At 63.2% G+C, this 11,969-nt stretch carries 11 protein-coding genes; 3 read left to right on the top strand and 8 right to left on the bottom strand.

All coding sequences use genetic code 11. From position 1 onward, the window contains the following. Positions 1-11: 11 nt before the first annotated feature. The 8 genes from nirD to KFF05_14550 form a co-directional block, all read right to left on the bottom strand. The gene (gene nirD, locus KFF05_14585) at positions 12-344 is read right to left on the bottom strand and encodes a nitrite reductase small subunit NirD (protein UTW51137.1); all 333 of its coding nucleotides are present in this window, start codon (positions 342-344) and stop codon (positions 12-14) included. Positions 345-358: 14 nt separating this feature from the next. Then, on the bottom strand, positions 359-2,809 hold the full coding sequence (nirB, locus tag KFF05_14580) for a nitrite reductase large subunit NirB (protein UTW51136.1): 2,451 nt from the start codon (positions 2,807-2,809) through the stop codon (positions 359-361). An 89-nt stretch (positions 2,810-2,898) separates the two neighbouring features. Next, the gene (locus tag KFF05_14575; protein UTW51135.1) at positions 2,899-3,312 is read right to left on the bottom strand and encodes a hemin receptor; all 414 of its coding nucleotides are present in this window, start codon (positions 3,310-3,312) and stop codon (positions 2,899-2,901) included. Positions 3,313-3,383: 71 nt separating this feature from the next. Beyond that, positions 3,384-3,998 carry a DUF3365 domain-containing protein gene (locus KFF05_14570; protein UTW51134.1) on the bottom strand — a complete coding sequence of 205 codons (615 nt, stop codon included), beginning with the start codon at positions 3,996-3,998 and terminating at the stop codon, positions 3,384-3,386. 36 nt (positions 3,999-4,034) lie between these two features. Then, the gene (locus tag KFF05_14565; protein UTW51133.1) at positions 4,035-5,453 is read right to left on the bottom strand and encodes a cytochrome c3 family protein; all 1,419 of its coding nucleotides are present in this window, start codon (positions 5,451-5,453) and stop codon (positions 4,035-4,037) included. Positions 5,454-5,466: 13 nt separating this feature from the next. Beyond that, the gene (locus KFF05_14560; protein ID UTW51132.1) at positions 5,467-7,512 is read right to left on the bottom strand and encodes an NAD(P)/FAD-dependent oxidoreductase; all 2,046 of its coding nucleotides are present in this window, start codon (positions 7,510-7,512) and stop codon (positions 5,467-5,469) included. Positions 7,513-7,826: 314 nt separating this feature from the next. After that, the gene (locus KFF05_14555) at positions 7,827-9,032 is read right to left on the bottom strand and encodes an ABC transporter substrate-binding protein (protein UTW51131.1); all 1,206 of its coding nucleotides are present in this window, start codon (positions 9,030-9,032) and stop codon (positions 7,827-7,829) included. A gap of 22 nt (positions 9,033-9,054) precedes the next feature. Further along, complete coding sequence (locus KFF05_14550) at positions 9,055-9,642, bottom strand: ANTAR domain-containing protein (protein UTW51130.1); 588 nt, start codon at positions 9,640-9,642, stop codon at positions 9,055-9,057. A gap of 272 nt (positions 9,643-9,914) precedes the next feature. On the opposite strand from KFF05_14550, the gene KFF05_14545 reads away from it, so the two are divergent. From KFF05_14545 to KFF05_14535, 3 genes are read left to right on the top strand one after another with little or no spacing between them, the layout of a single operon-like run. Then, positions 9,915-10,886 carry a multicopper oxidase domain-containing protein gene (locus KFF05_14545; GenBank protein UTW51129.1) on the top strand — a complete coding sequence of 324 codons (972 nt, stop codon included), beginning with the start codon at positions 9,915-9,917 and terminating at the stop codon, positions 10,884-10,886. Between the two features lie 15 nt (positions 10,887-10,901). Further along, positions 10,902-11,603: a c-type cytochrome gene (locus KFF05_14540; GenBank protein UTW51128.1), complete on the top strand. Its 702-nt coding sequence runs from the start codon at positions 10,902-10,904 to the stop codon at positions 11,601-11,603. Then, positions 11,600-11,965: a cytochrome c gene (locus KFF05_14535; GenBank protein UTW51127.1), complete on the top strand. Its 366-nt coding sequence runs from the start codon at positions 11,600-11,602 to the stop codon at positions 11,963-11,965. The genes KFF05_14540 and KFF05_14535 overlap by 4 nt, the downstream gene beginning before the upstream one ends. Positions 11,966-11,969: the final 4 nt, after the last annotated feature.

Here is an 11,969-nt window from a genome sequence, read left to right as displayed (position 1 = left end):
TCAGCTCCTCCCTATGCCAGCAATGCCCGGTCGATAAGGACCGTGCCGTCGCGCACCTCGACGGGGAAGGTGCGCACGCGCCCTTCGTCCGGTGCCTTGGCGCGGCCGGTTTCCAGGTCGATGACCCAGTTATGCATCGGGCAGGTCACGCCGGTCTCGTGCACGATGCCCTGGCTGAGCGGCCCACCCTTGTGCGGACAGCGGTCTTCCAGCGCGAAGACCTTGTCCGTCGCCGTGCGGAACAGAGCGACGCAACCAAGCGTCGCCCGGATGACGCGCGCCCCCTGCGGTGGGATGTCTTCCAGTCGGCAGATTTCAATCCAGACCTGTGTTTTCGTTTTCATGCTCATGTCGTTCATCACGCCACTTTCCCTAAATGCCCAAGACGGAAGGAGGTGAATTCTTCCGCGTCCTTGCCCTGGGCTCGCTCGGCCCAGGGGTCGTTCTGCATGAACTGCTGTGAATAGACGAAGCGGGCGTTGAGCTCCTTGCGCCGCGCTGCGTTCTCCACCACCTGCTCACGGGCGACGTCCAGGCCGACCCGGTCTGCCCATTTGTAGATGCGTTCCAGATAGCGGCCCTGTTCGCGGTAGAGCTGAGTGAGCGCGCCGATGTATTCCAGAACCTCCGTCTCGGTCGCGACGGTGCACAGAAGCTCCGTGCCCTTCACATGCATGCCGGCGGCCCCGGCGAAGTGAATTTCATAGCCACTGTCGACGCAGACAACGCCGATGTCCTTGCAGGTCGCTTCGGCACAATTGCGCGGACAGCCGGATACGCCGAGCTTGACCTTGTGCGGCGTCCAAGAGCCCCACATGAACTTCTCAAGCTTGATGCCGAGGCCGGTGGAATCCTGGGTCCCGAAACGGCACCAGTCCGTGCCGACGCAGGTCTTCACCGTGCGCAGAGATTTGCCGTAGGCATGTCCCGAGACCATGCCCGCCGCGTTCAGGTCTGCCCAGACGGCGGGCAGGTCTTCCTTCTTGACGCCCAGAAGGTCGATGCGCTGGCCGCCGGTGACCTTGACCGTCGGAATCTGGAACTTGTCGGCTACGTCGGCGATGGCGCGCAGTTCGTCCGGCGTGGTGATGCCGCCCCACATGCGCGGCACCACGGAATAGGTGCCGTCTTTCTGAATATTGGCGTGAACCCGTTCGTTGATGAAGCGGGATTGCTTGTCGTCCACGTATTCCCCGGGCCAGGTTGCCAGCAGATAATAATTCAAGGCCGGGCGGCACTTGGCGCAGCCGCAGGACGTCTTCCAGTTCAGTTCCTGCATGACGGCCGGGATGGATTTCAGTTCTTGGGCGACGATCAGCCGCCGCACGTCGTCGTGACCCAGATCCGTGCAGCCGCACATGGGCTGCACGGCATCGGGCTGGAAGGCGTCGCCCAGGGTGACCTTCAACAACTGTTCGACCAGCCCCGTGCAGGTGCCGCAGCTGCCGGACGCCTTGGTATGGGCGCGCACGCCGTCGATGCCGGTCAGGCCTTTTTCCGTGATGGCCTGGACGATGGCCCCCTTGCACACGCCGTTGCAGCCGCAGATTTCCGCGTCATCCGGTAAGGCTGCAACGGCCGCCGTAGGGTCCAGCGGGGCGCCCCCCGCATAGGCCTGGCCGAAGATCAGGGTTTCCCGCAGGTCGGAAATGTCCGTGCCTTTCTTCAGCATGTCGAAGAACCAGGCCCCGTCGGCCGTGTCGCCGTACAGAACCGCGCCGATGATCTTGTTGTCCTTCAGCACCAGACGCTTGTAGACGCCGCCGGCGGCGTCGCGCAGGACGATCTCCTCGCGATCCTCGGCCTCGGCGAAGTCGCCCGCCGAATACAAATCTATCCCCGTGACCTTCAGCTTTGTCGCGGTGACCGAGCCCGTGTATTCCGGCTCCGCGTCCCCGGCAAGGTTGGCGGCGATGACCTTGGCCATGTCGTAGAGGGGGGCGACCAGGCCGTAGCATTGCCCTCGGTGTTCGACGCATTCACCGACGGCCAGGATGTCCGGATCGGAGGTCACCAGATGATCGTCGACCAGAATGCCGCGCCCGACCTCCAACCCCGCGTCGTCGGCCAACTGGGCGCTGGGCCGGATGCCCACGGCCATGACCACGATGTTGGCGGGAAGCTCCGTACCGTCTTCCAGCACCACGCCCGCGACTTTGCCGTCACGGCCGGTGATTTCCTTGGTATTGGCGCGGGTGATGATCTTGATGTCGCGGTCGATCAGCGCCTTTTCCAGAAGGTATCCGGCGCTGGGGTCCAACTGCCGTTCCATCAGCGTCGGCATCAGGTGCAGGACCGTGACGTCCATGCCTTGGCGCTTCAGACCGTAGGCGGCCTCCAGCCCCAGCAACCCGCCGCCGATCACCACCGCATGGCCGCCGGACTTGGCGGCGTCCAGCATGGCGTCGACATCGTCCAGATCGCGGTAAGTGACGACGCCGGCCAGGTCCTTGCCCGGCACGGGAATGACGAAGGGGGACGATCCCGTGGCGATCAGCAGCTTGTCGTATTCCGCCACCGTGCCGTCGGCGGCGATGACCTTGCGGTCGGCGCGGTCGATCTCCATGACCTTCTTGCCCTTATGCAGGGTCACACCATGGCTTTCGTACCAGGCGTCGTCATGAATGATGATGTCCTCATAGGCCTTTTCCCCGGACAGCACCGGCGACAGCATGATGCGATCATAGTTGACGCGGGGTTCGGCGTTGAAGATCGTCACCTGATAGGCGTCGGGGGCCTTGTCGAACAAATGGTCGAGCACCCGCCCCGGCGCCATGCCGTTGCCGATGACGACGAGTTTCTTAGTCATGGAAATCTCTCCTCCGCTTCAAGCATGTCCGCCGGCGCGGCGGCCGGCGACATGCGCCGCCGGCCGTGCGTCGATGATCGGCTGGATGCTCACGCCGCCTCCGCCGCTGCGTCCTTCATGACGGACGCAAGAAGGCCGTAAGCCTCGGCCCAGGCGGTTTCGACCTCGGGCGTGAAGGCATCGCCCAGGCCCTTGCCCAGGGTCCACAAGAGAGCGCCGCCGACGATGTCGTAATGTTCGTCTTTGACGCCGTAGCCGACGTGGCGGCGGCCCAGGTCCTGGACCGGGGCGACGATGGTGTCGACCTGATGCAGGTTGGTGACGGCGACGCCGATCATCTGCATCAGCTTCTTCTTCTGCTCGGTCATGTCCTGCGGGAACATGGGACGCAGCTGCGGCGCCACCTCGAACAGGCGGCCATAGAAAATGTCGGCGGCCGTATCGGCGATGGGGATGACGGACTTGAAGCTGTCCTGGACCAGTTTGATCTGTTCGGGTGTCATGTCTTTTCCTTTCGTGACGTCTTGCGTCCGCCTGCGGCCCGGCAGCCGAAACGGCGCCGGGCCGGGCCGGACTAGTTCATGGGAACGCGGATCACGACGCCGCCCATCACCTCGCCCATCTTGAAATCGGTGCGGGGCGAATCCTTGTGCGCGTTGTGGCAATTGATGCAGGGGGCGGCCACGCCGACGTCGGCGTAGACGGCGGTGAAGTATTTTTTGCCGCCCAGTTCCTCTTCCCCATAGAACGGCTTTTCACCCTTGTTCTCGGCAATGAAGGCGAGGCCCTTTTTCTCGATGTCGGTGCGCGGCGCGTTCTGCTTGTTGATCGGCCAGAGCGACAGCAGCTGATAAGTGAACTTATCTGTCTTGCTCGACACCTTTTCCGAGCCGAAGCGGAACATCTGCGCCGGCAGGGGCAGGGCTTTTTCGTCCTCGAAGTGTTCGGACGCCTTGATCACCTTTTCCTTGGCGGCCAAACGTCCGACGACCATTTTGGTGTAGACCTCACGGTCCGACGCCATGACGAGATGCAGCATGTCGGTGAAGGTTTCGTAGGACACGCCTTTCTTGTCGTCGCTGCCGAACAGGCCTGCCTTGGCCGGGCTTCCGAGCCCCATGGCGAGCACGCCCGCACAGGCGAGCGCCGTGCACGAGGCGGCGATGGTCAGTTTCTTGGTCATGGTCATCTCCTTGTTGTCTTCCTGTCTCGATGAACGCGGGATTTACTGCTGCTGGCGGCGCGCCCGTTCCCGCATCCTGTTTTCCACCCAGTCGATGCTTTCGACATGGTGGGCGGGCTTGCCTTTGAAGTTTTTCTTGATGAGGTCCGGATCGGCCAATGCGTCGATGGTGAAACGCAGGCCATGGCAATCGGCGCAGACCGTGCGGATCATCTTTTCGTTGGGCCGCAGGTTGTCGTTCTGGTTATGGGTGACGAAGACCTGTTCGGTGCCGTAATCGTCACGCGCCAGGTGCTTGGGCATATGGCAGGTGGCGCAGGTCACGCCCGACCCCTTGGGCAGGTCACCCGAGGCTTCCCGGTCGACCAGCGAATTATGCGGCGACATGCGGAAGGCCTTGGTGTGGTCGTCGGCGTGGCAGCTTTCGCAGGCTTCGATCTGTGCGAACTTGACGTCGTATTTATGGGCGCCGTGGCAGGTGTTGCAGGTCAGCGCGGTCGCATGCGCGTCGTCCTGCATGGGAATGCGGGCCAGGGCCGGCGTCATGGGGGGCAGGCCCTTGTCCTCGAACAGGCCCAGGAAATCGTCCTTGCGCGACACCCAGAGCCCGTCGCGTTGACGCATGCCGTGCTTGCCCTCGGTGAAGGTCTTGGCCTCGGCCGTGTGACAGGTGGCGCAGACCTTGGCGCCCGGGGCTTCGACCCATTCGTCGGGGCGGGTGCGCTTGCGCGGCTGATGGCAGCCGGAACAGTTCACCCCCGCCGCCGCATGGCCGGACAGGGCCCAATCGGCGGTATGCTTCAGGGCACCCCGGCGGTCTGCGGGGGCGTCGGCATCCAGGGCCGCCAGCGCCTTGCGTTCGGGCTTGGGCTGATCCGCGGGCGGGGTCCAGTTGGACAGGGCGACAAGCAGGACCTCCTTGAAATCGGGCTCCGCATGGCGCTTTTCCAGAAAATCTTCGTAGAGGGCGCGGTTGTCATGGAAGTTGTGGCAGCCGGAATTGGTGCAGGTGTCGAAGGCGAGCCCTTCGTGGCTGGGCCGGTTTTTCGCGACGTCCTGATGGCAGAGCGCGCAGTAATCCGTGGGCAGGGTCACGGCCATGGCGTTGGTAATGCCAGGCTGGTGTTCGCGGTGGCAGGTCACGCAATAGCGTGCGTCCAGCACGGCGACCCGGTCGGCGTTGCGCGGGTCGACGAATTTGGACCGGGGGTGGGAATCGTTGGCCGCCTTCAACTCGTCGCCGTGGCAGGTGACGCAGCCTTTCTGCAGGGCATCAATGCCGCCGAACATGTTTGTGTGACAGGCGTCGCAGGCCATTTCGATCTGATGGTGGCCGGACGTCGTCTTGCCGATCAGGAACACGGAACGGAGATCGCCGCCGTAATACATGACCGCGGCGACCGCGACGCCGCCCGCGAGGGTTGCGGTGATCCAGACCAGCCAGAGAATCCTATTGCGCATGATCCCCGGCCCCTCAGTAGAAATAGACGGTCGCAACATGCGCCGCCAACAACAGGGGGATGGGCCACAGGAGCAGAATATGCGCCCAGGTCGGCACTGCCCGGGGGGCGGTCTTCGTTCCCTTCAAGGGACCGTTGAGCAGCCGGTGTTCCACGGCGGTGACGAGACCGGCCAGTGCGCCCAGTGCCGACAGCGCCAGGAAAGCGCCCATCAGCCAACCGTTCAGGTTGTCGCCCAGGTGAAAGCCCGTGTGCACGAACAGCCCGGCGATCAGGAGGGCACCGACAATGCCGTGCACCAGACGCCAGCCGTTGTAGCCGCCCAACCTGGCGAACATCTTGATTCGCTTGCGCAGGCCGATGACGGCGGCAATGACCATGAAGCCCAGCAGGGTGAAGCCCGAGATCTGCTTGATCAGCGGATCAATCCACAGCAGATCGACACGCAGCTTGTCCTGCACGCTCCCCGAATAGGGCCAGGCGGGCACGAAAGCCGTGACCAGGGCCAGCAGGGCGGCCAGGCCTGAGAACACGAGGAGAGATTTCGACCAGCCCACGGGCTCGGCCTTGGCGTCCGCCCCCAGAAGATCCTGCAGCAGCGGCTGGCAGGTGCCGCAGACGGTGGAGGCGCAGGTCGCGCGCTGCAGGTCGCCCAAGGTCGTGCAGCCGGCCGCCATGGCCTGGCCCAGCATGCCACGGGTCACGCCCGTGCAGTTGCAGACGGTCGCGGCATCGGCCCAGTCGCGCACGGATTGCGGCGCTTCGCCCTTCATCAGCAGGCCGGTCGTACGCAGACGGCGTAACCGCCAGGGCGTGATCCGTGCCTGGGTTTTGATCATCTGCTGCAATTGGTTGATTTCGGCCCATTTGCCGATGGCGATGGCGCCGATCACCCGGCCCCGGCGGACGATGACGCGGCGGTACAGGCCCGCCGCTGGGTCCGACCAGGAAACAGAATTCAGGCGCGTGTCGCCGTCGACCTGTTCGACTTCGCCCATGGAAAATACGTCGATGCCCACGACCTTGAGCCGCGTCGCCGGCAGGCTGCCGGCATAATCCGTGCCCTTGCGTCCCAGGATATGGTCGACGCAGACCTGGGCTTGTTCCAGGCCGGGTCCGACCAAGCCGTAGCAATGTCCGTCGAATTCGGCGCATTCGCCGACCGCGTAGATGCCCGGATCGTCGGTTCGCATATGGGCGTCGACGGTGATGCCCCGGCCCACGGCCAGTCCGGCGTTGCGCGCGATCTCCAGATTGGCGCGCACCCCGGCGCAGACGATCACGGTATCGCAGGGGATGACCTCGCCGGAGGACAGCACCACGCGTTCGACCCGGCCGTTGCCTTCAACCGCCTGAACCCGGGTCAGGGTGCGCGCGGTGATGCCGAGGCGTTCCATCCCGGCGGCGACCAGATCGCCCGCCGCCTGATCCAACTGGCGCGGCAACAGGCGGCTTTCGTGTTCCAGCACCCAGGCCTCGACGCCTTTGGACGACATGCCGCGGGCGGCCTCCAGCCCCAGCAGACCACCGCCGATGACCACCGTGCGGGTGGATCGGTAGGACCGCGCGACCAGGCGTTCGACGTCGTCGAAATTGCGGAAGGTGTAAACGCCATCCAGCGTGCAGCCGGGAATGTCCGGCACATGCGGGCGCGACCCGGTGGCGATGACCAGATGGCTGAACGGCCATGCCCGGCCGTAATCGTCGACGGCAACGCGGTTATCACGGTCGATTTCGCGGATACGCAGGCCGTCGTAGCGGCTGATGCCGGCGTCCGTGATGGCGTTCTGCGGCTGGTAGACCTGTCCGATCTGGACCTCGCCGGTTAGAAAGGGGGTCAGCTTGATGCGGTTGTAGGGATGCCAGCGCTCGGCGTTGAACAACACGACGGGGGCGCCCGCACGGGACAGTTCCTCGGCAACGCGCAACCCTGCCGGGCCGGCGCCGATCACCAGGGTCGGGGGGACGTCTGAGGGGGACGCGGTATCGGCCGGAGGCCCATTGTCCACCGCCGTCGCCGGAGCCTTTGCCCTTGTGAATGCCCGCATCGTGTCGAACATGTCGTGCCCTCGTGCAGAAACAGGAAGTCCGCTGCGGAATGCATCTGCATCCCGTCTGAGCGACGACGCTCTGCGTCCATCGACGGACGCGATCTGTTTCGGTTAAGAGAGCTCTTCGGCGAGCCTGATAACGGACGGGGCGGCGGTCATCGGCGCCTCATCACCGGTATGCTGAAATGCACAAGACATGCCAGATTCCATTGACTTGAATATCAAGGGCTTAGGCGTATCGCCATTACCGGGATATTCAATTTATGATTATAATTTAGTCAAAAAATTTACAACGATTATTTTTTAATCGTTTATTTATGCCGTCAGCGGCATTCCGGATCGTAAACCGCATCACCGAAAAACCGACCCCGGGACGCCCCTGTGCCTTCCGATTTCCAGTCCGCGTCAGGCAGGCTGAGCCCGAGGGGGCGCACCGCGTTCCGGTAGATGTCGGGGCGGTAGACCTGTTCGGCCAGGGCGCAGACGTCCGTGTCCTGATCAATCTGGCGCCAGCGGATCATCTGTTCAGCGAACCAGGCGGCGTGGGAGCGCCAGGGGAAGGTCGCGTCGTCGCGGAAGAAGGTGATGAAATCCGGATCGCTGATTATCCCGTCCGGCGTTCGACCGGGCAGGTCTCCTGCCATGGCCTGGGCCAGAATGGGGGCGTTGATGCCCAGGTAATGGGGGGCCGCCAGGGTTTCGGCCACGGCGAGGCGGTTTTCAGGCTGCTCGATCCATTGCGCGGCTTCGACCAGGGCCCGGATCAGTGCGTTCAGGGTGTGCGGATGGGCCGCCGCCCAGGTTGCCCGCACGCCCAGCACCTTTTCCGGCCCGTTGTGCCAGATTTGGGATTTCGTCGCGACGATCTCGCCGACCCCGGCTTCGACCGCCACGGCGTTCCAGGGGGGGCCGACGCAGAATCCCTCGATCAGGCCCTGATCCAGGTTGGCGACCATGAGAGGCGGGGGGATGACGACCAGGCGCAGGTCGAAATCCGGGTTGATGCCGGCGGCGGCGAGCCAGCAGCGAAGCTCGTAATTATGGGCCGAGAACGGGAACACCACGCCGAAGGTCAGCGGCGGACGGCCGGCTGCGCGATCGGCGTCGATCACGGTTTTCAGCGCCCTGGCACCCGACAGCACGTCGCCGCCATCCAGCCCCGCGGTGATCAGGCGGTCGTGCAGGTCGTTGGACACGGTGATGGCGTTGCCGTTGAGGCCAAGCGCCATGGGCGCGATCAGCGGCGTGCGGACATGGCCGATGCCGAGTGTCGAGGCGATGACCATGGGCCCCAGCATATGAGCGCAGTCCAGATGGCCGATGGTCACCTTGTCCCGGATCGAGGCCCAGGATTGTTCGCGGGAGATTTCAAGATGCAGGTTGTATTTTTCGGCGAAGCCGAATTCGGCGGCGACGACCAGGGGGGCACAATCCAGCAACGGGATGATCCCGGCGTGGACGATCGAAATCTCCGGCGGCGCCATCCCACCCGGTCCGTCCAAAATTTTCTCCCCCTGACTATCCAGCACCCTGGTCTCCATCCCTCTGGCGTTACGATGCGATGCGGTCCGCCGTCACCAGGCTGCTGGCGATATCGACGATGCGCTTCTTTTCGTTCATGGCGGTCTTGCGGAGGGCGGCATAGGCCTCTTCCTCGGACATGCCGCGGGTCTGCATTAAGATGCCCTTGGCCCGCTCGATGATCTTGCGTTCACTGAGCGCCGTCTTGGCGGCCGACAATTCCGATTGCAGGCGTGAAAAGGCATTGAAGCGCGAAATGGTCAGGTCGACGATCTGGTTGACGCGTTCTTTCTTCAGACCATCGACGATATAGGCGCTGACGCCGGCGTCGATGGCGGCGTCGGTCATGGCGCGGTCGGTCTCGTCGACGAAGACGGCTGTTGGCCGGCGCACTTCGCGCGAGACCTGGAACATCTGCTCGAGTGAATCACGCGACGGGTTTTCCAGATCGATCAGAATGACGTCCGGATCGATGGCGAAAATCTTTTTCAGGAGATTGTTCACGTTGTCGATAAGAGCGACTTCCGCATGGCCGGCTTCGGCCAGCCCGTCCATCAAGATGGCGGCGCGGACAGGGTCTTCATCAATGACGACAATGCTGAGTTTTGAATCCGACATGGAGCGTGAATTTCTCCCCCTTGAGGGAAGGTTGATCCAAGACACAGCCCCATCGTTGCGGATGCGTTGTTGCAGTGCAGCATAATCGTTGTCGAAGGGACGTTCAAGCATCACGTCACGGCTGGCGAATTGCCCAGAAACCAGGTTTCCAGTCGGTGGATATGCTGCCGGGCGTTGGTGCCGAGGAGAGGTGGTCAGTAACATGTATTTGACATCCATCAAATAGGAAGATATTGAACATGTATTATTAATCCATCAAATAGGAGACACCTATGAACCTTCCACGTAACAACGCATGCCGCGCCTGGGCGCTGGGGCTCGGTCTGGCCGCGGCCGGGCTGCTGTCGGTCGTTTCCATGCCTGCCGTCGCCAAGACGGTGAAGGTCGACATCCCCGTCATCGAAAAGGAACTGCCGATCGACAACAAGGGCACGACGCAACGCATGTGGACCTTTGGCGGCACCGTTCCGGGTCCGCTGGTTCGCGTGACGGAGGGGGACGAAATCGATTTCACGCTCCTCAATCAGAAGTCCAACAAGAACAGCCATTCCATGGATTTCCACGCGGCGGTCGTCGACGTCCTGGATGAGTTCTCGGAAGTCCGCCCCGGTGACACCAAGCAGTTTACGTTCAAGGCGAACCATCCCGGCGTCTTCATCTATCACTGCGGCGCCAGTTCCATGGCCGAGCATATTTCGCGCGGCATGTACGGCGTGATCATCGTCGATCCCAAGGAAGGCTATTCGGATGCCTATCCCAAGCCGGATCGCGAATACGTCCTGGTCCACGGCGATCTGTTCCAAGACGGCACCAGCGCCCAGGACCGGGCGATGAACAAGCAATGGGTCGGCACCCTCGTGAACGGCAAGCTGTTCCACTACGACCCGGTGCACGATCCCAACGCCGCCCTGACCCTGGAAGCGAAGCCGGGTGAGCGTGTCCGCATTTTCTTCGTCAATGCGATGATCAACGAAGCCGCGGCGTTTCATCCGATCGCCGGCATCTGGGACCGGGTGTGGGACAACGGCAATCCGAAAAACCTGCGTTACAGCCTGCAAACGGCGGAAGTGCCGCCGGCCCACGCAATGACCTTCGACATCGTTCCGCCGGCCGACCGTGCGACCAATAACGCCATTGTCGACCACCGGATGAAGCACGCTCTCAACGGCGCGATCTCCGTGCTGATGAACTTCAAGGACGCGAACCCGGACAAGGGCAAGAACGGCAATCTCATTCTGCGCTGAGAACAGGAGCACCCCATGCGAAAGGTTATCGCACTTGGCGGCGCGGCCCTGATGACCGCGCTGTCCGTTACCTCGGCCCTGGCGGCCGAGGCGCCGGCGAGTATCCAAAAGGACTGTGCGGTATGCCATCAGATGTCAGGGCCGGTGAGCCCTGATCTGGCGGCGCGACAAACTCGGAAGGGGCCGCCTCTTTTCTTTGCCGGCAACAAGTTCCGCCGGGACTGGCTGGAGGCCTGGCTGCAGAAACCGACCCGCATCCGGCCGGCCGGAGACTTCGCCCCTGACCATGCCGCCAAGGGGCCGGAGGGGGATGCCGTTGATGCGGCGTCCCTGTCCGACCACCCAGTGGTCGATGCGCCGGCGGCGAAACAGATCGCGGACTACCTGATGACCCTGACACCGAATGCGGCCCTCTTGGCGAAAGAAGACTACACCCCCGGCCGCGTGTCGGCCCGGATCGGGGCCATGGACTTCGTCAAGTTCAAGGGTTGCAGCGGCTGCCACAAGGACACGCCCAAGTACGGGGGCTTTTCCGGCCCCGAGCTCTACACCGCGTGGCAGCGCCTCCAGCCGCCGTTCATCGTGTCCTACATCCGCGACCCGGCAGCTTGGGAGCCTCGGACTCTGATGCCGAACAAGCATCTGAATACGGCCGGGATTCACAAGCTGGCCAATTACCTGCGGACCATCGGCGAAAAACCGGAGAAGGCGAAATGAACAAGCTTTTCATACTGGCTGTATTTCTGTGCGGATCGATCCTTTATCCGCGGCCGGCACCGGCTGCTGATGCGGCGCACGGCAAGGCTCTTTACCGGGTTTACTGTACCCAGTGCCACGGCCTGTCCGGCGACGGAAAGGGCATCAACGCACCCCAGCTTTCCGTCCAGCCGCGCAATCACCGGGACCGGGCGGAAATGTCGGCCCGTACCGACGACGACTTGTTCAAGGCGATCAAGGAAGGCGGTCAGGCGGTCAACAAGTCAATCCTGATGCCCAACTGGGACGGCAACATGACAGATGCCGAAATCCACGACGTGGTCGCCTACCTGCGCGAACTCTGCTGTGCCGGCGCCAAATAGGAGT

The organism is bacterium SCSIO 12827, assembly GCA_024397995.1.
In the GTDB taxonomy this organism is placed as follows: domain Bacteria; phylum Pseudomonadota; class Alphaproteobacteria; order Rhodospirillales; family Casp-alpha2; genus UBA1479.
Note: the sequence above shows the minus strand (reverse complement) of the source record. Positions and strands in the feature narration are given on the sequence as shown.

Bases quoted from the DNA above. Each gene is read 5' to 3' on its own strand.
- nirD (UTW51137.1), bottom strand. From the start codon at position 344: ATGAAAACGAAAACACAGGTCTGGATTGAAATCTGCCGACTGGAAGAC.
- nirB (UTW51136.1), bottom strand. From the start codon at position 2,809: ATGACTAAGAAACTCGTCGTCATCGGCAACGGCATGGCGCCGGGGCGG.
- KFF05_14575 (UTW51135.1), bottom strand. From the start codon at position 3,312: ATGACACCCGAACAGATCAAACTGGTCCAGGACAGCTTCAAGTCCGTC.
- KFF05_14570 (UTW51134.1), bottom strand. From the start codon at position 3,998: ATGACCATGACCAAGAAACTGACCATCGCCGCCTCGTGCACGGCGCTC.
- KFF05_14565 (UTW51133.1), bottom strand. From the start codon at position 5,453: ATGCGCAATAGGATTCTCTGGCTGGTCTGGATCACCGCAACCCTCGCG.
- KFF05_14560 (UTW51132.1), bottom strand. From the start codon at position 7,512: ATGTTCGACACGATGCGGGCATTCACAAGGGCAAAGGCTCCGGCGACG.
- KFF05_14550 (UTW51130.1), bottom strand. From the start codon at position 9,642: ATGTCGGATTCAAAACTCAGCATTGTCGTCATTGATGAAGACCCTGTC.
- KFF05_14545 (UTW51129.1), top strand. From the start codon at position 9,915: ATGAACCTTCCACGTAACAACGCATGCCGCGCCTGGGCGCTGGGGCTC.
- KFF05_14540 (UTW51128.1), top strand. From the start codon at position 10,902: ATGCGAAAGGTTATCGCACTTGGCGGCGCGGCCCTGATGACCGCGCTG.
- KFF05_14535 (UTW51127.1), top strand. From the start codon at position 11,600: ATGAACAAGCTTTTCATACTGGCTGTATTTCTGTGCGGATCGATCCTT.